21 protein-coding genes are annotated in these 26,115 nt (G+C 45.7%); 9 read left to right on the top strand and 12 right to left on the bottom strand.

The annotated features are described in order from the left end of the window. Window positions 1-13: 13 nt before the first annotated feature. The 4 genes from cysQ to L4D05_RS17655 form a co-directional block, all read right to left on the bottom strand. The gene (gene cysQ / locus L4D05_RS17670; protein WP_428754156.1) at window positions 14-838 is read right to left on the bottom strand and encodes a 3'(2'),5'-bisphosphate nucleotidase CysQ; all 825 of its coding nucleotides are present in this window, start codon (window positions 836-838) and stop codon (window positions 14-16) included. Window positions 839-842: 4 nt separating this feature from the next. After that, on the bottom strand, window positions 843-1,400 hold the full coding sequence (gene nudE, locus L4D05_RS17665; protein WP_428754154.1) for an ADP compounds hydrolase NudE: 558 nt from the start codon (window positions 1,398-1,400) through the stop codon (window positions 843-845). A gap of 262 nt (window positions 1,401-1,662) precedes the next feature. After that, window positions 1,663-2,250, bottom strand: a complete 588-nt coding sequence (gene nfuA / locus L4D05_RS17660) for a Fe-S biogenesis protein NfuA (RefSeq protein ID WP_265674632.1) — start codon at window positions 2,248-2,250, stop codon at window positions 1,663-1,665. A gap of 114 nt (window positions 2,251-2,364) precedes the next feature. Beyond that, window positions 2,365-3,114, bottom strand: a complete 750-nt coding sequence (locus L4D05_RS17655; protein WP_428794787.1) for a phosphoribosyltransferase family protein — start codon at window positions 3,112-3,114, stop codon at window positions 2,365-2,367. A 45-nt stretch (window positions 3,115-3,159) separates the two neighbouring features. Here L4D05_RS17655 and bioH point away from each other — a divergent pair, with 45 nt between their 5' ends. Next, complete coding sequence (gene bioH / locus L4D05_RS17650; RefSeq protein WP_428794786.1) at window positions 3,160-3,927, top strand: pimeloyl-ACP methyl ester esterase BioH; 768 nt, start codon at window positions 3,160-3,162, stop codon at window positions 3,925-3,927. 243 nt (window positions 3,928-4,170) lie between these two features. Beyond that, entirely contained in the window at window positions 4,171-4,620 is a 450-nt protein-coding gene (locus tag L4D05_RS17645) for an ATP-dependent Lon protease (protein ID WP_265674635.1), read from the top strand. 75 nt (window positions 4,621-4,695) lie between these two features. Here the strand turns inward: L4D05_RS17645 and L4D05_RS17640 are convergent, their stop codons facing one another. After that, a complete protein-coding gene (locus tag L4D05_RS17640) occupies window positions 4,696-7,026 on the bottom strand; it encodes a Tex family protein (RefSeq protein WP_428794785.1) in 2,331 nt (776 codons plus the stop codon). Window positions 7,027-7,304: 278 nt separating this feature from the next. Here L4D05_RS17640 and L4D05_RS17635 point away from each other — a divergent pair, with 278 nt between their 5' ends. Then, window positions 7,305-9,194 carry an ATP-dependent zinc protease family protein gene (locus L4D05_RS17635; RefSeq protein ID WP_428794784.1) on the top strand — a complete coding sequence of 630 codons (1,890 nt, stop codon included), beginning with the start codon at window positions 7,305-7,307 and terminating at the stop codon, window positions 9,192-9,194. 138 nt (window positions 9,195-9,332) lie between these two features. On the opposite strand, the gene L4D05_RS17630 is transcribed toward L4D05_RS17635, so the two are convergent. Further along, window positions 9,333-10,466 (bottom strand): CNNM domain-containing protein, encoded by a 1,134-nt coding sequence (locus L4D05_RS17630; RefSeq protein ID WP_265674638.1) that lies wholly within the window; start codon window positions 10,464-10,466, stop codon window positions 9,333-9,335. Between the two features lie 320 nt (window positions 10,467-10,786). Here L4D05_RS17630 and hupA point away from each other — a divergent pair, with 320 nt between their 5' ends. Both hupA and L4D05_RS17620 read left to right on the top strand, forming a co-directional pair. Then, a complete protein-coding gene (gene hupA, locus L4D05_RS17625; protein ID WP_250618734.1) occupies window positions 10,787-11,059 on the top strand; it encodes a nucleoid-associated protein HU-alpha in 273 nt (90 codons plus the stop codon). A gap of 231 nt (window positions 11,060-11,290) precedes the next feature. Next, window positions 11,291-11,986, top strand: coding sequence for a DUF1481 domain-containing protein (locus L4D05_RS17620; RefSeq protein WP_428754146.1), 696 nt, complete (start codon window positions 11,291-11,293; stop codon window positions 11,984-11,986). An 83-nt stretch (window positions 11,987-12,069) separates the two neighbouring features. On the opposite strand, the gene purD is transcribed toward L4D05_RS17620, so the two are convergent. Together purD and purH are read right to left on the bottom strand one after the other, a co-directional pair. Then, window positions 12,070-13,359, bottom strand: a complete 1,290-nt coding sequence (purD, locus tag L4D05_RS17615; protein WP_428794783.1) for a phosphoribosylamine--glycine ligase — start codon at window positions 13,357-13,359, stop codon at window positions 12,070-12,072. 85 nt (window positions 13,360-13,444) lie between these two features. Beyond that, complete coding sequence (gene purH, locus L4D05_RS17610; protein WP_428794782.1) at window positions 13,445-15,037, bottom strand: bifunctional phosphoribosylaminoimidazolecarboxamide formyltransferase/IMP cyclohydrolase; 1,593 nt, start codon at window positions 15,035-15,037, stop codon at window positions 13,445-13,447. Between the two features lie 296 nt (window positions 15,038-15,333). Here purH and zntR point away from each other — a divergent pair, with 296 nt between their 5' ends. From zntR to L4D05_RS17590, 4 genes are all read left to right on the top strand, one after another. Beyond that, window positions 15,334-15,729: a Zn(2+)-responsive transcriptional regulator gene (zntR, locus tag L4D05_RS17605; protein ID WP_265674643.1), complete on the top strand. Its 396-nt coding sequence runs from the start codon at window positions 15,334-15,336 to the stop codon at window positions 15,727-15,729. Between the two features lie 172 nt (window positions 15,730-15,901). After that, the gene (cadC, locus tag L4D05_RS17600; protein ID WP_428794781.1) at window positions 15,902-17,500 is read left to right on the top strand and encodes a lysine decarboxylation/transport transcriptional activator CadC; all 1,599 of its coding nucleotides are present in this window, start codon (window positions 15,902-15,904) and stop codon (window positions 17,498-17,500) included. Between the two features lie 472 nt (window positions 17,501-17,972). After that, a complete protein-coding gene (gene cadB, locus L4D05_RS17595; protein WP_428794780.1) occupies window positions 17,973-19,319 on the top strand; it encodes a cadaverine/lysine antiporter in 1,347 nt (448 codons plus the stop codon). A 105-nt stretch (window positions 19,320-19,424) separates the two neighbouring features. Further along, window positions 19,425-21,563 (top strand): lysine decarboxylase CadA, encoded by a 2,139-nt coding sequence (locus tag L4D05_RS17590; RefSeq protein ID WP_428754139.1) that lies wholly within the window; start codon window positions 19,425-19,427, stop codon window positions 21,561-21,563. A 140-nt stretch (window positions 21,564-21,703) separates the two neighbouring features. Here the strand turns inward: L4D05_RS17590 and L4D05_RS17585 are convergent, their stop codons facing one another. From L4D05_RS17585 to prmA, 4 genes are all read right to left on the bottom strand, one after another. Further along, window positions 21,704-23,347 carry a methyl-accepting chemotaxis protein gene (locus L4D05_RS17585; protein WP_428794779.1) on the bottom strand — a complete coding sequence of 548 codons (1,644 nt, stop codon included), beginning with the start codon at window positions 23,345-23,347 and terminating at the stop codon, window positions 21,704-21,706. Between the two features lie 312 nt (window positions 23,348-23,659). After that, window positions 23,660-23,956, bottom strand: a complete 297-nt coding sequence (gene fis / locus L4D05_RS17580; RefSeq protein ID WP_006073423.1) for a DNA-binding transcriptional regulator Fis — start codon at window positions 23,954-23,956, stop codon at window positions 23,660-23,662. A 23-nt stretch (window positions 23,957-23,979) separates the two neighbouring features. Next, window positions 23,980-24,948, bottom strand: coding sequence for a tRNA dihydrouridine synthase DusB (dusB, locus tag L4D05_RS17575; protein WP_265674648.1), 969 nt, complete (start codon window positions 24,946-24,948; stop codon window positions 23,980-23,982). 201 nt (window positions 24,949-25,149) lie between these two features. Further along, on the bottom strand, window positions 25,150-26,031 hold the full coding sequence (gene prmA, locus L4D05_RS17570) for a 50S ribosomal protein L11 methyltransferase (RefSeq protein WP_265674649.1): 882 nt from the start codon (window positions 26,029-26,031) through the stop codon (window positions 25,150-25,152). Between the last annotated feature and the right edge of the window lie 84 nt (window positions 26,032-26,115).

Here is a 26,115-nt window from a genome sequence, read left to right as displayed (position 1 = left end):
CACTAGAGGGAGGTTACTCTTTAATAAGAATATCGTCCCAAGGCAGAGCTTGATCACCAATCACGATGAAGTTGGGATTTTCTAACGTTTCTCTTAAGTTATAGGAAAGCGGCGCGAGTTGAGTGCTAAGAATGGCCCCTCCCGCTTCTTCAACAATACATTGTGTCGCCGCCGTGTCCCACTCTCCGGTAGGCCCGAGTCTTAAATAACAATCGACAGCGCCTTCTGCGACAAAGCATGCTTTCAGGGCGGCGGAGCCTAGAGGGACTAAGTCATAATTCCATGCGCTACTCATTTTTTCTGTCACACGATTGATGTTCTGTCTACGGCTAATAGCAATAGAAATCGCGTGGCTAGCCACTTCATGCGTGTGCACTTTAATTCTTAAACTCTCATCCATCTCGGGAATCTTCCACGCCCCTTTACCCTGATAAGCGTAATAGGTCACACCAGACACGGGAGCATAAACGACGCCCATGATAGGCTTGTTATCACGAACCAAGGCGATAATCGTGGCAAAGTCGCCGCTGCGAGCAATGAACTCTTGTGTCCCGTCTAAGGGATCAACTAACCAATATTCTCGCCACTGGGAGCGTTGCTCTAAGCTGATATCAGCGGCTTCTTCCGACAAAACTGGGATGTTTGGGGTAAGTTGAGACAATTGCTCCATAATCAATTTATGGGCGGCTAAATCAGCACTGGTGACGGGTGTATCGTTGTCCTTGGTATAGGATTCGTAGTCATTCTTTTCATAAATATCGAGAATGAGCTGCCCAGCAGAGCGTGCAATTTCAATAACATCAGGTAAATGGTGGGAGAGGTCGTGATTGAGAGTCATTACGTTACAGCCCCAGAGTTGGTTTTAGTCTTAACATTAACAATAGCGCAGTGATGCTGCGAGCTTCAGAAAAATCGATGTGCGTGAGTAGCTCATCGGCTTGAGCAAGTGGCCACTTGATGATCTCCAGTGGCTCTGGTTCATCACCTTCTAGCTTTTCAGGGTAAAGATCTTGTGCGACGAAGAGTGTCATACGGCTAGAGAAGTAAGACGGCGCTAAAATAACTTCTTTGAGTGGTGTCAGAGTACGAGAGCCAAAGCCGATTTCTTCTTTAAGTTCACGCACTGCCGCTTGTTCTGCTTCTTCGCCTGGATCAATAAGACCTTTAGGGAATCCTAACTCGTAACGCTCTGTGCCTGCCGCGTACTCACGAACTAATAGAATATCGCCATGCTCGGTGATTGGGACCATCATAACGGCATTTCGACCACTGGGCTTCATGCGTTCGTAGGTTCGCTTAGTCCCGTTTGAAAACTGTAAGTCTAGCGCTTCAATCTTAAAGAGCCTAGATTCAGCAACGGTTTTTTGGGCTAAGATTTCAGGTCCTTGTTTGGACGGCATGGGAGTTCTCCTTAGCATATGCAATGATAGCGATACCATCGCGACGCATTGATTGTAGTGGTTAATATATACCTAAGTAACTTCAAGATGCTAGGTTCTGTGACAATTACTTATGGCTAGGTTCGTGTTTGAGTTTGCTAGGAGGGTGTCATTATCTGCGATGATGTGGCGAAGAAAAATAAAAGCGGCGCGTAAAGAGTAACTTTACGCGCCGCTTTAAATACTGCTGTCTTACTTGAGGGTAAGCCGCCTAAAGGGAGGGCTAGTAGTAAGAATGCTCGCCGCGATCGTGCTCGGTCATGTCGCGAACCGCGCTTAACTCACCAGAAAACTCTTCAAGCAGTTGCTTTTCGATGCCTTCTTTTAGCGTAACATCGACCATGGAACAACCATTACAGCCGCCGCCAAACTGGACGATGGCAATCCCCTCTGGTGTAATTTCCATTAGGCTAACATGACCGCCATGGCCGGCTAATTGCGGATTAACCTGTGTTTGAATCGCATACTCAACGCGCTCCATTAGCGGAGCATCGTCTGAGACTTTACGCATTTTTGCATTTGGTGCTTTTAGCGTAAGTTGAGAGCCCATTTTGTCAGTGACAAAATCAATTTCAGCGTCTTCAAGGAAGGGAAGAGAAAGCTCGTCAACGTAAGCCGTTAGAACTTCGTATTTAAATTCAGTATCGTTGCTTTCAACGGCTTCTGGTGGGCAGTATGACACGCCACACTCTGCATTTTGTGTTCCAGGGTTCACAACGAAGACGCGGATGCTGGTACCTTCTGGCTGCTGTGCCAGAAGTTTTGAAAAGTGACTTTGTGCACTTTCTGTAATAGTAATTGGATTTGACACGACGAGTACCCGAGTAATTTTGTAGGTTATTACCGCTATTCTACTCTTGAACTAAGAGGATGCCAAAATTTTTTGCTCACGGCTTGTACAAGATGTGTCGTCGAGTGCAGTGAATCAATTTGGCGTGCGGCACAGACAGTAAATATCAATTTTTTCTACGCCTACTTCAAGTAATAATTGGCTTAAATGCTTAACCGTCGCGCCAGTTGTGACCACATCATCAATAATGGCAACATGTTTGGCTGTGGGGGCGTTTTGCAAAGAGAAGGCGTTGCCTACGTTAGTGAGTCTTGCCTGCCGGTTAAGTGACTTCTGTTTCGGCGTATTCATCCGTTTATGAAAAACCTGCCCTTTAAGGTGACAGTTAGGCCACAAGGCATGCATTTGTTTTGCCATTAAATGACTAAGATTAAAGCCTCGCCATAATTCTTGATGCCAGGTCATGGGAACAGAAATGAGTATCGGAGCGGGATCAGGAATGCGTTGCTGGAGTTTTTGTATCAGTGGCGGTAATAACCAAAATTGCCGCTGCTGTTTTATTTTTTGAATAAAGAGTGAAAGCGGGAATTGGTAGTCACCTAAACAAACCATCCTTTGCCATGGTGGTGGAAGTTTGAGGCACTCACCACATACCGACTGTTCATTGAGAGGTTGTTCACTGGGACATTGTTCATTGAGAATAGGTAAGGCGCAGCGCAGGCAGCGTGGAACAACATCTTCGATATAAGGTTGGCAATAGTGGCACCAAAGGTTATGACCGAGCGAAGAAGGGATACCGAGACCACATATATGGCATCGCTTACGTATGGGAGTAAAATTCTGCATGACGCTATCAACTGACGTTTGTAAGATAGTGATTAGCATGAAGTAAAATTCAATCGAGAAAGTTGTAATTCAGTAGGAGAGAATGTGAGTCAAGATGTGAAAGTTCACTGGCAATCAGAAGGACAGGGCCCCGATCTTATTTTGATCCATGGTTGGGGTATGAACGGTGCGGTATGGGAGCAGTGCATACCGAAGTTAAAAGACTGCTTCACGGTACATGTCGTTGATCTACCTGGTTACGGTTTAAGTGGCGAAGTATCATGCCAATCATTTTCTGACTTGATAACACTTGTCCTAGAGGGCGCGCCATCGAGAGCGATTTGGTTAGGGTGGTCGCTTGGAGGGCTGGTGGCCACACAGATTGCGAATCAGCATCCAGATCGTGTTGTACAATTAGTGACGTTAGCGAGTTCACCGAAATTTTCGCAACAATTACCGTGGAAAGGAATAAAGCAGGAGGTGTTGAATGCCTTCACTGAGCAGTTGTCCGCGAATTTCACCTTAACGATTGAGCGCTTTATGGCACTGCAAGCGATGGGGAGTCCTAGTGCTCGCAAGGATGTAAAACAGTTGAAAGAGGCGGTTTTATCTCGTCCAATGCCGGCACCGGAGGCGCTTCATTTAGGCTTAGAGTGGTTAGGGAGTTTAGATTTGCGTCAAGCTTTACGAGAAGTCGATGTTCCTGTTCATCGCTGGTATGGTCGCCTAGATGGTTTAGTACCAGTGAAAGTCGCTGATGTGCTGGACTCTGAAATGAGTGCACATGATTCTCATGTGTTTACTGGTTCCTCTCATGCCCCCTTTATTACTGAATTAGATAACTTTGTCGGAAAGTTAAAGTCTCTCCTTTAACCTTGTAGCTCGATAAATTGTTGGTTTTTCATTCGAATTGAGTAAAGTTTTTCACAGATATTCCGATACGATAAAAAGAAAGTATGTTTTTAAATGGCAGTAGCAGCGTGTAAATCTAAGCTGCTACTGTTCTATGGTAGGCGTCTAGGTCGCGTGCATAAATGCGAATTATACGTCGTCATTTGTAACCCACTAAATTGTGCAGTATTAGTTATTTTCACTCAATTGAGAGGAGAGTGATAAGTGATAGTGTCGCCCAATAATATCAGTGCGCCTGTGGTGGCTTCTTCTGTTAATCCACAAACAGAGCAAGCAGCCCGTGATAATAAGGTTCGTGAGCCAATTATCCCTACGGTTGAGCTTGCAAGAACCAATGCGGAACGTCGTATTAATGAAGAGGAAAAGCGGCGCAAACGAAATGCTTGGGATCCGGCTGAGCATCCCGAATATGACGACGATAATGAGCCGCGTTCCACAAGCGATCCTATTCAACGTTTGTTTCAGCTGTTGGCATTGAATACCTACAGTGCGTCACAAGGAAAAGGATACGCAATGCGTTTTCGCTTACCGCAAAAAATACTCAAAGCGGCCATTATGGAAGGGAGAATGGCAAAGCGACGTACCGTTATTCGCTACCATTATGGCCATGCGGTTGCGCCGAATACGCCCTCTGATATTATTGCGGTAACGTAAAAAGAGCACAAATTGTGCTCTTTTTATTATCCATGCCCTTTTTATTACGGGCATGAGGATGACGATGGATTGCGGTTATTTTTTTGCTTTAGCAAACGCAGCCGCGAAGGCTCCACCCATCGCATTGCCACCAGTCTCTGCTCGCGGCTGACGCGGCTTAGAAGCTGTTTTTGTCGTAGAAGTCGTCTTGTTATTTTGACCACCTGATCGAGAGGTTCGATTATCTTGTCCTGGCTCGTCGTTCAGGCGCATGGAAAGCCCGATACGTTTTCGAGCCGCATCCACTTCCATAACCTTTACTTTGACAATATCGCCCGCTTTCACCACTTCGCGAGGGTCTGAAACATAGCGATCGGTCAATGCTGAAATATGAACTAAGCCATCTTGGTGCACACCAATATCGACGAAGGCACCAAAATTGGCGACATTCGAGACAACACCTTCCAGAATCATTCCTGGCTCTAAATCAGCAACGGTGTTCACCCCTTCTGCAAACGTCGCAGTTTTAAACTCTGGTCTTGGATCTCGGCCAGGTTTGTCGAGTTCTTTGATGATGTCAGTGACGGTGGGTAAACCAAAAACATCATTGGTGTAATCGATGGCACTCAATGACTTTAGAAAAGCACTGTCGCCGAGTAATGAATTCAATGGGCGATGAGTTTTTTCAGCAATCGTTTTGACTACGGGGTAGGCCTCTGGGTGAACAGAAGAGGCATCTAATGGGTTCTTGCCACCCATTATGCGTAAGAAGCCAGCACATTGCTCAAATGCTTTTGGCCCTAAACGAGCGACTTTTTTGAGCGTAGTACGAGCGTCAAAACGGCCGTGCTCATCACGGTAGTCGACAATGTTTTGCGCCAAGGTTGTTGATAAGCCAGCAACTCTAGTCAGTAGGGCGGACGATGCTGTATTAACGTCGACACCTACCGCATTTACACAGTCCTCAACCACAGCATCAAGGCGCTTTGCGAGCATGGTTTGGCTAACATCGTGCTGGTATTGACCTACACCAATTGACTTAGGGTCAATTTTTACCAACTCTGCGAGTGGGTCTTGCAGTCGGCGAGCAATGGACACTGCGCCACGTAGAGAGACATCCATGTTCGGAAACTCTTTTGCTGCGAGTTCTGAAGCCGAATAGACCGATGCACCCGCTTCACTGACAATGATTTTTTGTACTTTATGGTTGCCACGTTTAATCACGTCAGCGGCAAAGCTATCGGTTTCACGTGATGCCGTGCCGTTACCGATAGCAATGAGGTCAACATTAAACTGTTGGATAAGCTTATCGATGGTGTGTGCAGATTTATCGTATTGCTTTTGCGGCACGTGAGGATAAATAACATCGGTGGCCAATACCTTACCAGTGGCATCTACCACCGCAACTTTACAGCCAGTTCGTAAACCTGGGTCTAAACCAAGAGTGGCGCGAGGACCCGCAGGTGCCGCCATGAGTAAGTCTTTTAGGTTCGTCGCGAAAACCTCAATAGCCTCGACTTCAGAGCGTTCTTTTAGCGCGCCCATTAATTCTGTTTCCATGTGCATCGACACTTTGATACGCCATGACCAGCTGATAACTTGTTTGCGCCAAACGTCGGCAGCCGCGGTACTAAGGTGAATGCCATAGTGCTGGGCAATCAGGGTCTCACAGTATGATTCTCTTACTTTCTCCTCATTTGCTGGATCGGCGTTGAGGGAAAGTTGCAGGTAGCCTTCATTTCGGCCGCGCAGCATAGCGAGCGCTCGATGAGAAGGTACTTTGCTAATCGCTTCATTGTGCTCGAAGTAATCTTTGAATTTTTCACCTTCACTTTCCTTACCCGCGATCACGCGAGAGGTGAGCTCCGCATGGCTGGTTAAATAGCGGCGAACCTTATCGAGTAAGCTCGCGTCTTCAGCGATGCGCTCCATAATAATGGCACGGGCACCATCAAGCGCGGCTTTGCTATCGGCAATGCCTTTTGCAGCGTCAATATAGCGCTGAGCCGAACTTTCAGGCTCATTATCTGGCTGCAACCAAAGGAGATCAGCGAGCGGCTCTAAACCGGCCTCAATAGCAATTTGTCCTTTAGTGCGACGTTTTGGTTTGTAAGGTAAGTAGAGATCTTCAAGACGAGTCTTACTGTCAGCCTCATTAATTTCATTGGCTAATGAGGCGGAGAGTTTGCCTTGTTCATCAATGGATTTAAGGATGGTTTGACGTCGGTCGTCGAGCTCTCGTAAGTAGCTCAGGCGCGAATCCAGTGAGCGAAGCTGAGTATCATCAAGCCCCCCCGTGACCTCTTTTCGATAGCGAGCGATAAAAGGAACAGTATTACCGTCATCAATCAGTGTGACAGCAGCTTCTACTTGCTTTGGGCTGACGCTCAGCTCTTTAGCAATCAGTTGACAGATAGCGTGGCTCATCCGTGTATTCTCTTTTTGTTATGTGAGAGAAAGGAATGCTCCCTTCCTTGATATCTTTAGGATATAAGGGCTCGAAAGCAAGTTTGCAATTGCTCGGTCATTTTTCTCTGCATGACAGAGGTGAAAATAGCTGTAGATTTGCTAATTTATTGATATGCGCGTGGATATTCCGTTAGTTTTCTGTAAAGTTAAAAGAAGGCAGGGAGAAATTAGGATGCTCGTTGTCTTATATGAAGTGGATACCATTAGTCGGTCGGTCAGTGAATGGATGTATTATAATGAAGAAATCAGCAATTAAATTGGCGTTAATTCTTGCCTCTATGACCAGTGGGTGGGCAATGGCCGCACCTGATCTTTCTACGACTCAAGCACCATTACTCACGATTGAGAAAAAGATCGTCTTAGGTCGTGTTGAAAGTGTTTATTATCAAGGTATTGAAGCGTTAGAAGGCGTGCCATTTGTCGGAAAAATTGACACCGGTGCCGACACGACATCAATGCATGCTGAAGATATTGAAGTCATCAGTAACAACCCTAAATATCAAGGGCTCAGTAATGACAAGCTGCTGCAAACCATAGTCGATGAATACGGTGGCTCGGCGAGCGACTGGTGGCTAGAAGAGTTTGACAATGAACAGCGCAACTTCCAAGGTATTGTACGTTTTTCAGTACGCCACCCTTATACCGGTGAAAAAATCACAATGGAACGCCCGTTGACGAGAACGAGTGTGATTCGAAGCCGCACAAGCAGTACACCAATCTACCGACCGGTAGTGACTCTTCCAATGACCATCGCGGGAAAAACCGTTGAAACAGAAGTAAACCTGACAGATCGCAGTGGATTTAGTGCGCCTATTTTAATTGGCAAAACTTTCTTAGCCAATAACGCGTGGGTGATGGCTGGGTATGATTATTTACAAGCGCAGAAAGACGCGCAGGTGATTGGTCGTCGCGAAGTGGGTTCTGTAGACGGCGTGAATGTCGATGTGAGCCTTTCACTTAAGAATAACTACAGTATCTTGAACGCACAAAATATCCAAGTAAATCAAAAAGAAGGCAGTGTCACTTTTGATTTGGCTGGTAAGGATAAGGAATCAAAGTCGGTGACGTATCCTTTAGTGAAAATGTTGTCGATGGGCGATAATGAGTACCCAATGGTTTACGTGACCTTTAAAGGGGAAAAAGAATTTGAGCAGCCAATTTTGGTCTATCTGAAAGACCGTTCGAAAAATAGCACTCAATTGCGTCTAGGTTTGAATACGATAAATCAGCATTTCATTATCGACACTCAAGCTAAGAATAAACTGACAAAGAAAAAGCAAAGCTTTAAAGCGCGAATGAGTGACAGCCCACTTGTTGTTTCTCCGGTTGAAACATTGATTTTAGATGGGCACAAATTGGATGCTGAGCCTTCTTTCACAGTTAGCACCCCTTTACTTAAGGTCGCCAGCTTTGAAATGATTGAGGCGAAAGGGCGAGATAAAGTTGAGTACTACCTCTCTAATGATCTTGGAAATGATGAGATTATTCGTAAAACCATTTTGCGAAAAATTAAAGTAGGTGACACGGTGAGACCCGTTGTCGATGGTGAGTTCATCGTAGGAGGCAAGGACGTTAATGTTGAGTTTGCTTTAGAGGCGCTGGATAGTGACGAAGGCAACCAACCGTATTTTGTCATTGGCAAGAAAGCTAAGAAGTCCGGCGTATTAGTGAATACACGCAGTGAAAATTTGCTTGATGCGTATCCTGTATTTACCGCGGGGCATATTGAGAATGCAACCGTCGAAGGGCTGCAATTTCCAGTTAAATTAGACACTGGCGCTGATGTTAGTTCGATGAATGCACTGGATATCAAGCAGTTTGAAAAAGACGGTAAAAAAATGGTCACCTTTACCTATGCCAATGATATGGGTATGAAGCAGACGTTTACTCGTGAAGTTGTCGACGTTATGCGCATCAAGGCCAAGCAAGGTGAAAAAGCCAATGTCCGCCCTGTCGTTGAGATGAGAGTGCAATTAGGGGATGTGGAGAAAACCGTAAAGGTGAATCTACAAGACCGCTCTCGCTTTCATTACAGCATGATTTTGGGTAAAAACTTCCTCAAGTATGGGGTGGTGGTGAGTAGTGATGAAAACTTTTTACTTGGTAATGAGATTGGTAGTCACTAAAACGACGTCATCGATAGAATAAGAAGCCGCAGTAAAATAAAAAGCGCCAGCGAGGATTCTCACTGGCGCTTTTTGGTATCGTTATGAAGCTAGAAGCTAGAAGCTAGAAGCTAGAAGCTAGAAGCTAGAAGCTAAAAGCTATGACGGAGATTGGTCAGAGTCTTTCTTTTCAGCGGTCTCTGCAGGCTTATCCGAAGGTTTGTCCTTTAGCTCTTCATCGTCCTCATCAGAACCATCAATCATGCTATGCTTTTCTTTCCAATGCTCCCAGCGTTGTGAGGCAAGCTCTTGCATGTCTGTGGTCTTGTCTGCCTCATCGACAATCTCTTGGCCGAGTAAGTGCTCGAAGATATCTTCCAGGGTAATAATGCCTTGAATCGTGCCGTACTCATCAACAATGATGGCGATGTGTAATCGTTCAGCCATCATTTTTTCAAAGGCTTTAGGTAGCATTATTGTGTTAAATAGCACATGAATAGGGCGCATGACCGCACCTAGTTGCTGCTCTCCAGCACCTTGTTGCTGGAGCTTAAATAGCTCAAGACGGTGTACAAAGCCTAAGATATTGTCTTTTTGCTCACGATAAATCAGTGGGCGAGAAAACGGCGTATCTTTGTGTTGGTCGAGAAATTCATTAATCGTCATTTCTGCGGGTACACGAAACACAACCGGTCTTGGCGTCATCACGTGAGTGACTGGGATATCTTGTATATTAAGGATGTTCGTCAATATATTCGATTCGCCTTCAGCAAACTCCCCACTTTCTTTTGCGAGTAGTGCCATCGCAGAGAGTTCATCACGCATTTTAGGTGCTTCATGGCCACGAGCGAGACGCTTAGTGATTTGTTCAGAGAACCAAACAAATGGTGTCAAAGCCCATACCATCCAGCGCAGGGTGCTAGCCGCTGACGGCGCGAGTTGGCGCCAGTAGGTTGCCCCAATAGTTTTCGGAACAATCTCTGACAGTACTAAGATGCCAAGCGTGAGTACCGCAGAAAACACACCTAACCATTCGCTTCCAAATACCACAGCCGCTTGCGCGCCTGCTGTTGCTGCACCAATGGTATGAGCAATGGTATTGAGCGTTAGAATAGAGGCCAGTGGGCGATCGATATCGGCTTTTAGTTTCGCCAGTCTTCCCGCTGCCGGGTGTTCATTTTGTCGTAGCTGAGCAAGGTAGCTTGGTGTAATACTAAGTAGCACTGCTTCCAATACCGAACAGATAAAAGAAACACCGATCGCAACCGAAATATATACCGTTAAGAGAAACATTTATGTCCTAGTGTGTACACACATCAACCTAACTTTGCTGAAACTTCAGCCTGTGCATTGTTGGTGAGTGTTAATAAAATAGGGCTGCTCCAATGGATTCATCAGGCTTATCACTTGTGCAGCAGTGCCTTTATGGGACTTTATGACACAAATTACAAGGTTTCAAATTCAATCTTAGGGTAACAAATTGTGAGTTAATGCTCATAAAATGGCGAAATCTCAATCATTAGTGATAAAGATGCTCTACAAACCTTTGCCAGATGGGGGCTTTATGATTTAGAGTGGGCTTTAATTCGATAACATGAAAGAAGGGAAACCTAATGAATAAGACCCAATTAATCGACTTTATCGCTGAAAAAGCTGATCTATCTAAAGCACAAGCAAAAGCAGCTCTTGAAGCAACGCTTTCAGGTGTTTCTGAAGCACTAAGTGAAGGTGACCAAGTTCAACTAATTGGTTTCGGTACGTTTAAAGTTAATCACCGTGCTGCACGTACGGGCCGTAACCCTAAAACGGGTGACGAGATCCAAATCGCTGCTGCTAACGTACCTGCATTCGTTTCAGGCAAAGCGCTTAAAGACGCAGTTAAGTAATTAAAGCAGCACCGATGATATTGGTATCATCGGTGCTGTTGTTACTAAAGAGGATTACTGGTAAACCTGCCCAAGCCTTATCTCTCGTTGTTTTACCAATGCTTCCCTTTCTCAGATACTAAACTTATATGAACATCCTGCCATTTTTATGGTCTTATCATAGAGTGCACTTTCCGATTAACGCTGGTTATTTTCTCGATAGTATCGATCATTTGAGGTCATAGAACGTAAATGAAAAAGACGCTACTGCTATCATTACTCACGGTTGCCTTAGTGGGTTGTTCTTCAACGCCTACCCCTAGTATTAACCAGTACTCTCAGTTCACGGGAGGGCAAACTCTTGGTGATGCAACTAGCCTTTACTGGTACACAGAGCGTTTGACTCAGCCGTATAATGCGGCGGAATATGTCAACATGAATGATTACGGTTGGTACAAGTCTAATTATCGATGGAGTGGCGGTGAGTTACGTGAGTTTGTTCGTGAAGGGCTGCAAAATGATCCGCCAAACAAACCGGTAGAATACCGAATCCATGTGCGTTTTAATAAAGATGGTGAGGCGATTTACCAGCAGTATCGTCGTAATGGTAAAGTGCTGCCAATCAAACGGGCTCAACTTGAGAATTACCAGCGAGAAGCAACCTTACTCACCGAGCGAGTCAAAGAGCAAGATAGCGATGGCTTGGAGCTCATTCAGGGGCATTGGGATGGTAAAACATTAGAAACCTGCAATGGTATCGCTTTGCAAAACATTAAGTTTGAGCAAACACTACCAGACTTCGTTGTGCAAAGATTAGCGGCGGTAGAGAGCTACGTGGCCTTCTTGGGGAGTACGCGTTTAACTGGCGCTCGTGTAGAGCAGTTACTGATGTTATCTGAAGGCGATGCCGATTGTATTGAAAGACCGAATCTAATTGCTGATGAGTAGTAAGCAGGCTACTTTGGTTCGATAAAGGAAGGGCGCCGTTATGGCGCCCTTCTTGGTATAGCGTTAATAGATTTAGATAAAAACTACTTTTTTAGCTCACGAGCAATAGCGCGATAGCCAATGTCGTTGCGGTGGAACATGCCATTCCAACTAACTTGCTTAGTCAACGCGTAAGCGCGCTCTTGAGCCTCAGAAACGGTGTTACCTAGTGCCGTAGCACAAAGTACACGACCACCGTTTGTCACAACATCGCCAGCTTCGTTATTTGTCGTACCCGCGTGGAAAACCTTTTGGCCTTCAACTTCACTTGTTGGTAGTGAAATAACGTCACCTTTTGCGTAGTCAGCAGGGTAACCGCCGGCCGCAAGAACAACACCGATAGAAGCGCGTGGATCCCACTTCGATTCTGCTTGGTCTAGTTTCTCGTCGATAGCCATTAGGCAAAGTTCAACAAGGTCAGACTCCATACGCATCATGATTGGTTGCGTTTCTGGATCGCCGAAACGGCAATTGTATTCGATAACCTTAGGTGTGCCGTCAGCATCGATCATTAGGCCAGCGTAAAGGAAACCAGTGTAAGGTGCGCCTTCAGCGTCCATACCACGTACCGTTGGGTAGATAACTTCCTCAAGGATACGATTATGGATTTCAGGAGTTACAACTGGCGCAGGAGAGTAAGCGCCCATGCCGCCTGTATTAGGACCTGTATCTTTGTCGCCAACACGTTTGTGATCTTGGCTCGTTGCCATAGGAAGAACGCTAGAACCGTCAACCATAACGATGAAGCTTGCTTCTTCGCCTTCAAGGAATTCTTCGATAACAACGCGGCTGCCAGCTTCGCCAAATGCGTTGCCCGCTAGCATGTCTTTGATTGCGTCTTCTGCTTCTTCAAGCGTCATCGCAACGATAACGCCTTTACCAGCAGCAAGACCGTCAGCTTTGACCACGATTGGAGCGCCTTGCTCGCGAACGTAAGCGATAGCTGGCTCAATCTCAGTGAAGTTAGCGTAGTAACCCGTTGGGATATCATGACGAGCGAGGAAGTCTTTGGTGAATGCTTTCGAACCTTCAAGCTGAGCTGCTGCTTGAGTAGGACCAAATATTGGCAGGCCCACTTCACGGAAGGCGTCAACCACACCAATAACTAATGGTGCTTCAGGGCCGACGATAGTCAGTTCGATTTTTTTCTCTTGAGCAAACGCGACTAAACCTGCGATGTCTTCAACGCCGATGTTTACGTTCTCAAGTTTAGGCTCAAGTGCAGTACCTGCGTTACCTGGAGCAATGAATACTGTTTCAACGTTTGGGTTTTGTGCCGCTTTCCAACCCAAGGCGTGTTCTCTACCGCCAGCACCGATGATCAATACGTTCATGTTTTAATCCTTAAGTCTATAATTCTTAAAAGCCCCTCAAATTTGAGAGGCTCGATAGCTACTAATCGTTTAGATAAACTAAATATTAGTGGCGGAAGTGACGCATGCCCGTGAAGATCATCGCCATGCCGTGTTCGTCTGCTGCTGCGATAACTTCGTCATCACGCATAGAGCCGCCTGGTTGGATAACACACTTGATGCCTGCTTCTGCTGCCGCGTCGATACCGTCACGGAATGGGAAGAATGCGTCAGATGCCATTACACAACCTTCAACCTGTAGACCTTCGTCTGCAGCTTTGATGCCTGCAATCTTCGCAGAGTAAACGCGGCTCATTTGGCCAGCGCCTACACCAATAGTCATGTCGCCTTTCGAGTAAACGATAGCGTTAGATTTAACGTATTTCGCTACTTTCCAGCAGAATAGAGCGTCTTTTAGCTCTTCTGCTGTAGGCTGGCGCTTAGAAACTACCTTCAGGTCATCTTCAGAAACCATGCCTTGGTCGCGGTCTTGAACGAGCAGGCCGCCGTTAACGCGTTTTACGTCAAAGCCAGTGGTCTTAGTTGTCCACTCACCGCACTCAAGGAGGCGAAGGTTTTTCTTAGCCGCTACGATTGCTACCGCTTCAGCAGAAACTGACGGCGCAATGATGACTTCAACGAATTGACGCTCAGTGATTGCCGTTGCTGTTGCTGCGTCTAGTTCACGGTTGAATGCAATGATGCCGCCAAATGCAGACGTTGGGTCTGTTTTAAATGCACGGTCGTAAGCTTCTAGGATATCTTCACCTAGTGCAACACCACATGGGTTAGCGTGCTTAACGATAACGCAAGCTGGTGCGTCGAATTCTTTCACACACTCAAGTGCAGCGTCAGTGTCAGCGATGTTGTTGTAAGACAGTGCTTTACCTTGGATTTGGCGAGCGGTAGAAACGGATGCTTCTTCAGGATTTGCTTCAACATAGAATGCGGCTGCTTGGTGGCTATTCTCACCGTAGCGCATGTCTTGTTTTTTCTCGAACTGTTGGTTAAACGTACGAGGGAATTTAGACTCTTCATCACCTTCCTTGTTCTCACCGTAAGATGGAACCATAGTGCCGAAGTAGTTAGCAATCATGCCGTCGTAAGACGCGGTGTGCTCGAATGCTGCGATAGCTAGGTCGAAGCGAGTCTCTAGCGTTAGAGATTTCTCGTTAGCGTCCATTTCAGCGACAACGCGGTCGTAGTCGTGTGCGTTAACCACGATCGTTACGTCTTTGTGGTTTTTCGCAGCAGAGCGAACCATGGTTGGTCCACCGATGTCGATGTTCTCAACAGCGTCAGCAAGAGTACAACCTTCTTTAGCAACGGTTTCTGCGAATGGGTATAGGTTTACAACAACCATATCGATAGGATTAATACCGTGAGTTTCCATCACATCATCATCTTGGCCGCGACGGCCTAAAACGCCACCGTGAACTTTTGGATGCAGTGTTTTTACACGGCCATCCATCATTTCAGGAAATCCTGTGTAATCGGATACTTCTGTCACCGCAATGCCTTGCTCAGCAAGTAGGCGAGCAGTGCCACCAGTAGAAAGGATATCAACACCACGTTGCGAGAGTGCCTGGGCAAACTCAACAATACCAGTTTTGTCAGATACGCTGATAAGAGCGCGGCGAATTGGACGAGCGTTATTCATGCTTCTGTCTTCCTCAAAGTCACAGAGTTAACGTTGCTGTGGGTAGGCGTTGTGATTATGCTTACTCACGGCTAAAAGATTGTTGCCAAAACAGATTGCTTTGCAGCGCCGTTTAGAGCGCTTATTATCCATTTGGGCAATGACCCTTGCACAAAAAAGCATCGTTGATGCTGTTGGCGCGTATTCTAACCAATCTATTACAAAAAAGCTCGCGCAATCGTTTGGCATCGCAAAAAAAAGTGCAAAAAAATAGATTTTAGGTCGACATTGTAACGAAGAGGTTAAATTAAAAGGTTATGTTTCAGATAGGTGAGTTAGCAAAACGCTGCAAGGTGACGGCGGATACGTTGCGGTTTTATGAGAAAAACCAATTAATTATTCCAGCGGGTCGCAGTGAGTCGGGTTATCGGCTTTACAATGAAGAAAGCCAAAGGCAGGTCAATTTTATACTGAAAGCTAAAGAGTTGGGGCTGAGTCTGGATGAAATTAAAGAATTGCTGGGCATAAAGTTGGAAGCGACAGAGCATAGTTGTGCAGAAGTGAAAGCCATTACGTCTGCTAAATTAGCGGTGATCGATCAGAAAATTGCCGAACTCACGCGTATCCGTTCAGCGTTAAAGAAAATCAATGATGCTTGTTGTGGGCATCAGCATGATGCCAGTCACTGCTCTATCTTGGCGGCTCTGGAATAACGGTGGTAAAACGGATTAGGAGGTAAATAACCTAAGTTTGCATGTTTGATCATTCGCATTTGGTAGGTGAATGCCTATAGGGCTACTATAATCCCGCCTTTCTTCGTGTTCCTACTAGTAGCGTGGTGCTATTTGGCGGGTGCGATGCGGTATGTGAGAGACGACAATTTATATGGTAGAGGTCTATTTTCAAATCAATGACTGGGTACTCAGCGTTGATGAAAATAAGCTGTATCGACAAGATAGGGAAGTCTCCGTTGAACCACGCTTAGTCAATTTATTACTTTTTTTAGCTGAACATTCGGGGCAAGTTTACTGCCGCGATGAGCTGATTCGCTATGTTTGGGATAACGCCATCGTCACAGATCAAGTGGTAACTCAATCGGTGTTTGAGTTGCGTAAAATTCTGCGTGATGGCCGTGAAGAAAATTTACACTATGTCGGCACTGTGCCAAAACGCGGTTATAAACTGGTCGCGGCCGTCACCCCTATGACCACTGAACAGTTTCATCAATATCGGACGTTATCTACCGCTAATGTAACGGATGTGGCTCACGTCACCTCAGTGACTACACCAACTTCTCCTCCAATTGAGACTCAATCAAAAGCACTACAAGAGCCGATGGCTTTTCCGGCCGCTCCGCTCACCCGCGCGCTATATCAAAAGAAAAAAAATCCTAAACACCCTAAAGTAAAATCGCTTCTTAGCCCTTGGCGCTTAGGAATTATTAATGCAATTTGGATTGGTATATTAGTGGCGGCGGTAGGGGTGTTTACCTATAAGCAGTCGGAAGTGAGTATTACTCAGGTAATTGATACGCATTTGATCGCGTTTGAATACCAAGATGGGATTCGTAGCTTTGGGCGTAGTTACGAATTGGCGGATGGGTTTGCTCAGAAGTTGATGCTAGATATTACCCGAGTCACCGACTATCGAGTGATGTTACACAAGACGGCGTTCAAAACAGGCATTGTTCCCGGGAAAACCGTCTTAGTCAGAGTGGATGAAAACGATGGCGGAGACTTTCTAGAATTGGAATATAGAGACAACTCTTCAGAGAAAGTGTTGTTTAGTCGGCAGTACGCGTTGGCGAATAAGCATCTTAAGTCAGTGCTGAAGCAGAGTTCGTTAGATCTTATGCGGATCTTAAAGATTGAAGATGCAGAGCAGCGAGCCATTAACACGGTGTCGGGTGTGCCCAATGATCCTGAAGCGTTAGCGTTGTTTATTCGCGCCAATCATTACCTCAATGTGTCTGATAACCAGCAATTTCAGCATGCGATTGACTTGTTAGAGCAGATCCTAATCTCGGAGCCTGATAATGCTTATGTTCAGTCTGAGTTATTAGTCGCTTATTACGTCCAGCAAGCTCTTGATGAAAGTAAGGTATTAAAAGAAGAGAGGTTAACGCAACTCAGTTTGGCGCTTAATCATTTTGTCTCTAGTGAAAGTGGTCCGATCCAACCTAGAATTTATGAGGCATTGTCATTACACGAAACCATGTTAGGGGAGCAAGCTAAGGCTCAAGCTCACCTTAAACAAGCGTTAAAGATACGCGATTCAGTATTGTCTTATGTGATCAAAGGCAAGCATGCCGAGCTTGCTGGTGATCTGGATAATGCCAGTGAAGCGTATAGTGAGGCATTTTATATTGATACCTCAGTAGAAACGTATCTGTTGTGCGAAAACTTAGTGTTTTCGAGTAATCTCAAACAGATTGACCACGCGATGTATCGGGCTGTTCACCCTTCTGTTGTTCGTCTCCTGTAATAATGCGGATCAGGTGAAGTATTTACGATATGGACGTTGAAAAGACCGACGTTGAAATAGAGATCTTGAAGCGTATACCTCAAAGTAATACGTCGAGCTAAGAATGCTTCAACGCCCTCCCTATGTGGAGGGCGTTTTTATTTGTTTCACCATAACCTTGATATCAGGGCAGTGTATGGACATGGATAATATTGACGTCCTGATATTTTTATAGTGATTTATAATTTACTCGGTTATTTGTTAATTCATTGTTTTTGTTAGGGTTTGTTTGTATTGATGATAAGGTTTATATCAAGATTAACGTTCTGTCGCTAATGTTTTTATTGATAACTTTAGATTGATTTTTTTAGCGATGATAGGGCGTAACCTGCACTTCGAAATTTAATGAGGTGCAACATCACTTTCTGGTGGCATCTCGAATCGGATTCAGTTTGGGCGCAACGCGCTTAAGTAGAAAACATGTGGAGATGTTATGTCATCGAATACTAAGAAAATCGGTCTTGTTGCCTGTACGGGGGTTGTTGCCGGAAACATGATGGGCAGTGGTATCGCTTTGTTGCCATCAAGTTTAGCGGCGGTCGGCTCTATTTCACTATATAGCTGGATAATATGTATCGTCGGGGCGTTGAGTCTTGCCTTTGTTTTTGCGCGCTTAGCAACGAAAAACCCACAAGAGGGTGGACCTATTGCCTACGCGGGTGAAATCTCTCCTGTTTTTGGCTTCCAAACTGGTGTGCTTTATTACCATGCTAACTGGATTGGTAATTTGGCGATTGCAATTACCGGCGTGTCTTACCTCTCGGTCTTTTTTCCAGTGCTTAATAACCCAGTGCCAGCAGGTCTTGCGACCATCGCGTCTGTTTGGGTTTTTACCATGGTCAACTTGTTAGGTGGCAGCTGGGTGAGTCGCCTATGTACATTAGGACTTGTGCTTATTCTGGTTCCCGTTTTAGGTACGGCTTTCTTTGGTTGGACGCACTTTGAACCTGCACTCTATAGCCAAAACTGGAATGTCTCTGCAGGCAGCGACAGCCATGCTGTTATCGCCGCTGTGCTGATTTGTCTTTGGTCGTTTGTTGGCGTTGAATCTGCCGCAGTATCGTCAGGTATGGTTGAGAATCCGAAACGCACTGTGCCGATGGCAACGATGTTAGGAACCGCGATTGCAGGGGTTATTTATATTGTCTCTACCCAAATGATTAGTGGCATGTTCCCTGCGGCAGAAGTCGCGGCTTCAGGTGCCCCCTTTGCGCTAGCAACGACAGAAATCTTTGGCCATTGGACAGCCCCATTTGTAGCGGCTTTCACTGCATTAGCGTGTTTCACTTCTCTGGGCTCTTGGATGATGCTGGTTGGCGAAGCCGGTAAACGTGCCGCCACTGACGGTAACTTCCCTAAAGTGTACGGTGAAGTAGACAAAAATGGTGTGCCTAGAAAGGGCCTGATTTTGGCGTCGATTAAGATGACGGCATTAATGTGTGTATTGATGGTCTTTAGCTCTAAAACTGCTCACGCTGCCGATCTCTTTAACCAGCTCACCACCGATGCGGTTCTACTCACCATGCTGCCTTATTTCTATTCAAGTATTAATTTGATTCGTTTCGAGGGCATGACCACTCGTAATGGCTTTGTCATGTTCTTCTCTGGTGTTGCTTGCTTATTTTGCATGGTGGCATTGGCTGGGGCGGAAGGGACAACACTCACCGCTACCTTCATTATGTCGCTGATTATTCTGATGTTCTATAGCAAGAAAGCGGGGCTGGCTCAATATATGGAGCAACACCCGAACGAAAGAACGTCACAACAATCCAGTCACTAATTCTCTGCTGGTGTGAACTATCACACCAACAACTTATTCCTTAGGCGCTCTAGTTACTCACTGTCATTGGCAGGGAGCGCCCTCATTCACCTTGGAGATCTCCAAATGAATATTTTTGCAATCCTTAATCACATGGGTGTGTTCTTTAAAGAAGAGCCCGTTCGTCAGTTGCATGCTGCATTAGAAAAAGCTGGCTATGATGTGGTCTATCCTGTTGACGACAAAGACTTAATGAAACTTATCGAGATGAACCCGCGGGTATGCGGTGTGTTATTTGACTGGGATAAGTACTCACTGAATTTATGTGAACGTATCAGTGCTGTAAACGACAAGCTGCCAGTCCATGCTTTTGCCAATGACCAATCAACCTTGGATATTTCACTGACAGATCTGCGTTTGAATGTGAGTTTCTTTGAGTATGCTTTAGGTATGGCAGACGATATTGTCGTGAAAGTGAAGCAAGCGACTGAGGCCTACAAAAGTGCCATCATGCCTCCGTTCACTAAAGCATTATTTAAGTATGTAGAAGAGGGGAAATATACCTTCTGTACACCAGGGCACATGGGCGGAACCGCGTTCCAGAAAAGCCCAGCGGGCAGTATTTTCTATGATTTCTACGGTCCAAATACTTTTAAGGCGGATGTTTCTATCTCGATGCCTGAGTTAGGCTCTTTACTTGATCACTCAGGGCCTCACAAAGAAGCGGAAGAGTATATTGCCCGTACGTTCAATGCCGATAGTTCTTATATTGTGACTAATGGTACATCCACGTCCAACAAAATCGTCGGCATGTATTCAGCGCCAGCAGGCAGTACTGTGCTGGTGGATCGCAATTGCCATAAATCGCTGACACACTTAATGATGATGACGGACGTTACGCCGATTTACTTCCGACCAACACGCAATGCTTATGGAATTCTTGGTGGCATTCCACAGCGAGAATTTAGCCGTGACGTGATAGCAGACAAAGTCGCTATGACAGAAGGTGCCACAGCGCCGAGCTACGCGGTTATTACTAACTCCACTTACGATGGGCTGCTTTACAATACTCAATTCATCAAAGAGTCTTTAGATTGCAAACACATCCACTTCGATAGTGCTTGGGTGCCATACACTAATTTCAACGCGATCTACGATGGTAAATCTGGCATGAGCGGTGAGGCGATGCCGGGTAAAGTGTTCTATGAAACGCAATCCACGCATAAATTGCTCGCAGCGTTCTCGCAGGCTTCTATGATTCACATAAAAGGTGAGTTTGATCAGGCGTCATTTAATGAAGCCTTTATGATGCACACCTCAACGTCTCCTCAATATGGCATTGTCGCTTCTACGGAAACGGCTGCTGCGATGATGCGTGGTAATACGGGACGTAAGTTGATGCAAGATTCCATCGACCGTGCTGTTCGTTTCCGTAAAGAGATTAAGCGACTAAAAGGTGAGAGTGAAGGCTGGTTCTTTGATGTGTGGCAACCAGATAATATTGATACGACAGAGTGCTGGAAACTGGATCCAAAAGAGACATGGCATGGATTCAAAGATCTTGATGATGACCATATGTATTTGGACCCTATTAAGATCACACTACTGACTCCGGGAATGAATAAATCTGGTGAACTGGAGTCTTCTGGTATTCCTGCATCATTAGTGGCTAAGTACCTTGACGAGCGTGGTATCGTGGTTGAGAAAACAGGTCCTTATAATCTATTGTTCTTGTTCTCTATTGGTATTGATAAGTCTAAAGCGATGCAGCTATTACGTGGCTTAACCGAGTTCAAACGTGGTTACGACCTAAATCTAACGGTACGTAATATGTTGCCATCATTGTATCGAGAAGATCCTAGCTTTTATGAAGGCAAACGAATTCAAGAAGTCGCGCAGGGCATACATGATTTGACGATGAAGTATCAGCTTCCAGAACTCATGTATAAAGCCTTTGATGTCTTACCGGAAATGAAAGTGACTCCTCATGCTGCGTGGCAACAAGAGTTACGCGGCCAAATTGAAGAGATTAATCTGCAAGATATGGTAGGACGTGTCAGTGCCAATATGATTTTGCCATACCCTCCTGGTGTTCCATTGGTGTTGCCAGGCGAAATGGTGACAGACAGTTCGCGTCCAGTATTAGATTTCTTAGAAATGCTTTGTGAGATTGGTGCCCATTATCCAGGTTTTGAAACGGATATTCATGGCTTGTATCGCCAGAAGGATGGCAGCTATACCGTGAAGGTACTCAAGGGCCAATAATGATGACATTGTGATGTCGGCAGGCATGCTCCACCATCACGCTCTCATCAAAATGCAGTGGCCGCTACCCCAATTGACGACCACTTAAATCAAAGGCGAACGGTTTACCGTTCGCCTTTTCTTATTGCGATAAACGGAAATCAGGAGACTTTAAATGCCCCAACGCCATTGGCGAGCGTCTGTCCATCCTCCAGTAGGCGCTCGCTTGCATCGGCAAGTGACTTGGCTTCAATCGCGGACTGGCTGCCGTGGTCGGCAATTTGTGTTAGGTTCTGACTAATTTCATCGGTTGCCAGTGTTTGTTGTGAGCTGGCTTCGGCAATTTGTTGATTGAGAGAAAGAATGGCATTCACTTGATCATCAATTTCCGTGAGCGCTTGTTTCGCATTCGCAGCTTGTTCGAGTGTCGCCTTTGATTGTTGCTGTGTTTGAGTCATTGATTGGCTGACTTCTGACGCTTGAGATTGCAGTTTTTGAATGATTTGCTCTATCTCATCAGTGCTGGTTTGGGTTCGAGTCGCCAGTGTTCTGACTTCATCGGCCACGACAGCAAATCCTCGTCCTTGCTCTCCAGCTCTTGCTGCTTCAATAGCTGCGTTGAGTGCTAACAAGTTGGTTTGTTCTGCGACACCCCGAATGACTTCCAGAACCGACCCCACCTCTTGAGTATCATTGGCTAGCATCTGAATGTTGGCGTCAGTCTCCGTTAGGCGAACCGATAAAGACTGCATGTAGCTTGATGCTAACTCAATAACTTGTGTACCGTGTTTACCCTGCTCACTGGCTTGCTTAGCGGCGCTTGCTGCATGTTGAGCTGAGTTGGCGACTTCTTGGTTACTGGCGTGAAGCTCATTCATTGCTGAGGCAACAGTGTCGACAGCCTGTTGTTGTTGCTGAGATTTGCTTGCGCTGCCTTGCGCGACTTTGTTTAGTGATACAGCGGCTTCAGTGATGTTTTCGGTGACGGGTTTAATATCACTAATAATGACACCAAGCTTGGTTGTAAAACGGTTGAATGCCGCGGCAATCTGGCTTAGTTCATCGGCGCCCTTTTCAGGTAACTGGCGTGATAGGTCGCCATCCCCGCTGGCGATATCATTAAGCGCATCTAATGTTTCTTTACATGGCGTGACAATACTGCGGCTGAGCCAAGTAGCAAGGGCTAACATAAAGACTAGAGCCACTAAGACGGATGTCATCACCTTTTTGATTTCGTTCCAGACCAAGGCTTGAATATCATCGACATAAACGCCAGTACCAATGATCCAACCCCAAGGGGTAAAGGCTTTAATATAGGATATTTTTTCCACGGGAGCGTCGGCACCCGGCTTTGGCCACATATAGTTCACGAATCCAGATTGTTTGCTTTTTGCTACTTCAACCATATCGACAAACAAGCGTTTGCCATTAGGATCCGATATTTGGCTTAAGTTCTGTCCAACGAGTTTTGGTTTAAGAGGGTGCATGATCATGTTGGGTGTCATGTCATTAATCCAAAAGTAGTCGTTAGTTTCGTAACGAAGAGCCTGAATCGCTTGGCTAGCTGCTGATTGAGCTTCGCTTTGTGTCATGGCGCCTGATTGCTGTTTTTGGTAGTAATGATTGACGAGCGTATAGGCGCTCTCAACAAGGTGGCGGGTTTTGGTTTGTTTTGCCTCTGTCAGAGATTTGTCGTAGTCGACAAGTGACAGAGCAAGTGGAACAAGCAGGGCAACAGAAACAACTAGGATCAATAGATACAAACGGTTCTGAATAGAAATGCGGCGCAAGAATTGGGTATTCATCTTAAGAACTCCTTTTTCTTAAAGTGAACACATCACCAATGGGTAATATTGGCATGCTGACTTTTAAGTTAATTTTATGAATAATTATGAACTAGGCAGTCTGACTTAAATTTATAATTGTTATGCATTTACCTTACGGTATTCGCTCTATTGATACCATCCCCCAATAGTCTAAGACTTGAGCTAGCTTCAACTTTCGCTTGGAAAGGGGGGAATACCAGGAAGAGTTGGCTGGGGCGTTGCTGTTACAAGCAAAAAAAAGCCACCTTCTTAGCGAAGGTGGCTTGGTATTCTGCTAGTTACGAGAACCTATTAGTTCATGCCGTATTTTTTTAGTTTCTTGCGAAGAGTACCGCGGTTGATACCCATCATGGTTGCTGCGCGAGTTTGGTTACCGCGAGTGTACTGCATGATGGTGTCTAGTAGTGGTTGTTCAACTTCTGCCAACACTAGTTCATACAACTCAGTGACATCTTGACCATTCAATTGAGCAAGGTAGTTCTTTAGAGACGCTTTGACAGAGTCACGTAGTGGCTTCTGAGTGATTTGGTCTTGAGATGTTACTGTAGTAACGGTCAATGGTTCTGAAGTCAAATTCTGTTCGAACATAATCGGTTTAGCTCTTCTCGTAATTATGATGCAACGTTTTTAAAATAGCCTTGTAATGAATCTAGCTGCTCGTGAGCAACTTCAATTGCATTAAAGGCACGACGAAATTCACTGGCTTGTGCATGTTCTTTTAAATACCAGCCAACATGCTTGCGCGCGATACGTGGACCTAAATACTCTCCATAAAACTCATGGAGGGCGTGAACATGGCCAAGCAAGATGCCCTCAACATCTCCAACTGGACGTTCAGGCATCAGTGTGCCGTTTTCCAAATAGTGTTGGATTTCCTCGAAAATCCATGGCCGTCCTTGGGCCGGACGTCCAATCATCAAAGCGTCAGCGCCAGTATAGTCCAAAACGAACTTGGCCTTCTCAGGGCTATCTATATCTCCGTTAGCGATAACAGGGATAGAGATTGCTTCTTTAACCGCTTTGATGCTGTCGTATTCAGCCTCACCTTTATACATACAAGCTTTAGTTCGACCATGAAGGGCGAGTGCTTGTATGCCACAGTCTTCGGCAAGCCTTGCTATTTGGACACAGTTTTTATTGTCTGTATCCCAGCCAGTACGGGTTTTTAGCGTTACTGGAACATCTACTGCATCCACAACAGCACGCAGAATATCTTCGATAATCTCTGGGTGCTTTAGCAGTGCAGAGCCCGCTAGCTTTTTATTTACTTTCTTTGCAGGGCATCCCATGTTGATATCGATGATCTGTGCACCGTTCTCAACACTGAATTGTGCCGCATCAGCCATAAGCTTTGCGTCGGCACCTGCAATTTGCACGGAGCGAATACCCGATTCACCCTCATGCACCATGCGCTGCTGCGACTTAGATGTTTTCCACAGTTTAGGATTAGAGGACATCATTTCACTGACCGCCATTCCAGCACCGTAACGAAGACACAACTCGCGAAATGGTCTATCTGTTACTCCAGCCATAGGAGCGACGATAAGATTGTTCTTAAGTTGGTATTTTCCGATTTTCAAAACATCGCCACAGGTTTACACAAGCAAGGGCGCGCATTTTACGCATTTTTTCGATGCGTGAAAAGACTAATATTTGAGCATTTACAATTTGTTTCTGCAAAATGCCTGATTTTCAGCCTTTTAGTGGTGAAAGTATTCGGTATTCAACATGAGAAGTCGCCCCTGTTAACGGGTTAAACGACTTCTCATCGCGAAAAAGGGTTATTTAGTGGCGGAGATACGACACCATTCTTTGAGTTCGACGATAGGGTCAACCGTCATTTCATCACGATAGTAGTTGGCGACGTCTTCTGCTTGGGTATCAAGTACGCCTGACATTGCTAACTTACCTTGGTCTTTGACCAGCGATTTGATCACGGCTGACAAATCACGTAATGGACCCGCAAGAATGTTCGCTACCACAACATCGGCGAGTAGGTTTTCAGGTTGATCTTGTGGCAAGTAAAGTTCAAGTTGGTCAGCAACACCGTTGCGCTGGGCGTTATCTTTCGAGGCGACTAAAGCTTGAGGATCGATATCGATACCAATGACTTTAGCTGCGCCAAGTTTGATCGCCGCAATGGCAAGAATACCGGAACCACAACCAAAATCGATGACCGTTTTACCAGCAAGGTCTAGCGACTCTAGCCATTCTAAACACAATGCAGTTGTAGGGTGGGTACCGGTACCAAATGCTAGACCAGGATCTAACATCACGTTGATCGCATCTGGTTCTGGAACATCACGCCAGCTTGGGCAGATCCATAGGCGTTGGCCAAATTGCATTGGGTGGAAGTTATCCATCCATTCGCGCTCCCAGTCTTTGTCTTCGAGCTGCTCAACTTTATGTGCGAAGCCTGCGACTAACATGTTGCTGGCTTTGATTTGTTCTAGGACGAGCTTAGTGTCAGTTTCGGCATCATAAAGGGCAACAATGTCAGTATCACCCCAAAGTCGAGTCTCACCCGGTAGGGGCTCAAAGACAGGCGTGTCTTGTGCATCGAGGAAAGTAACAGACAGCGCGCCTGTTTCTTCCATTAACATATCGCCGATAAGTTCAGCGTTGTCATTTGTGGCGTTAAGTTTGATTTGAATCCAAGGCATGAGTCTGGTCCGTGGTGAGTAATTTTGCGCAGAGTGTAGCAGATTAGCGAAAAGAGCGTATAAAAAAAGCCCACATCAGTGGGC

It is taken from the genome of Vibrio nomapromontoriensis (assembly GCF_050337205.1).
Lineage (GTDB): Bacteria > Pseudomonadota > Gammaproteobacteria > Enterobacterales > Vibrionaceae > Vibrio > Vibrio nomapromontoriensis.
This window is presented reverse-complemented; position numbering and strand designations above follow the sequence as displayed.

Coding starts and splice junctions, on each gene's coding strand:
- L4D05_RS17620 (WP_428754146.1), top strand. CDS start 11,291: ATGAAAAAGACGCTACTGCTATCATTACTCACGGTTGCCTTAGTGGGT.
- cysQ (WP_428754156.1), bottom strand. CDS start 838: ATGACTCTCAATCACGACCTCTCCCACCATTTACCTGATGTTATTGAA.
- cadB (WP_428794780.1), top strand. CDS start 17,973: ATGTCATCGAATACTAAGAAAATCGGTCTTGTTGCCTGTACGGGGGTT.
- L4D05_RS17585 (WP_428794779.1), bottom strand. CDS start 23,347: ATGAATACCCAATTCTTGCGCCGCATTTCTATTCAGAACCGTTTGTAT.
- purD (WP_428794783.1), bottom strand. CDS start 13,359: ATGAACGTATTGATCATCGGTGCTGGCGGTAGAGAACACGCCTTGGGT.
- prmA (WP_265674649.1), bottom strand. CDS start 26,031: ATGCCTTGGATTCAAATCAAACTTAACGCCACAAATGACAACGCTGAA.
- hupA (WP_250618734.1), top strand. CDS start 10,787: ATGAATAAGACCCAATTAATCGACTTTATCGCTGAAAAAGCTGATCTA.
- L4D05_RS17655 (WP_428794787.1), bottom strand. CDS start 3,114: ATGCTAATCACTATCTTACAAACGTCAGTTGATAGCGTCATGCAGAAT.
- fis (WP_006073423.1), bottom strand. CDS start 23,956: ATGTTCGAACAGAATTTGACTTCAGAACCATTGACCGTTACTACAGTA.
- zntR (WP_265674643.1), top strand. CDS start 15,334: ATGTTTCAGATAGGTGAGTTAGCAAAACGCTGCAAGGTGACGGCGGAT.
- L4D05_RS17640 (WP_428794785.1), bottom strand. CDS start 7,026: ATGAGCCACGCTATCTGTCAACTGATTGCTAAAGAGCTGAGCGTCAGC.
- nudE (WP_428754154.1), bottom strand. CDS start 1,400: ATGCCGTCCAAACAAGGACCTGAAATCTTAGCCCAAAAAACCGTTGCT.
- L4D05_RS17630 (WP_265674638.1), bottom strand. CDS start 10,466: ATGTTTCTCTTAACGGTATATATTTCGGTTGCGATCGGTGTTTCTTTT.
- purH (WP_428794782.1), bottom strand. CDS start 15,037: ATGAATAACGCTCGTCCAATTCGCCGCGCTCTTATCAGCGTATCTGAC.
- cadC (WP_428794781.1), top strand. CDS start 15,902: ATGGTAGAGGTCTATTTTCAAATCAATGACTGGGTACTCAGCGTTGAT.
- L4D05_RS17590 (WP_428754139.1), top strand. CDS start 19,425: ATGAATATTTTTGCAATCCTTAATCACATGGGTGTGTTCTTTAAAGAA.
- L4D05_RS17635 (WP_428794784.1), top strand. CDS start 7,305: ATGAAGAAATCAGCAATTAAATTGGCGTTAATTCTTGCCTCTATGACC.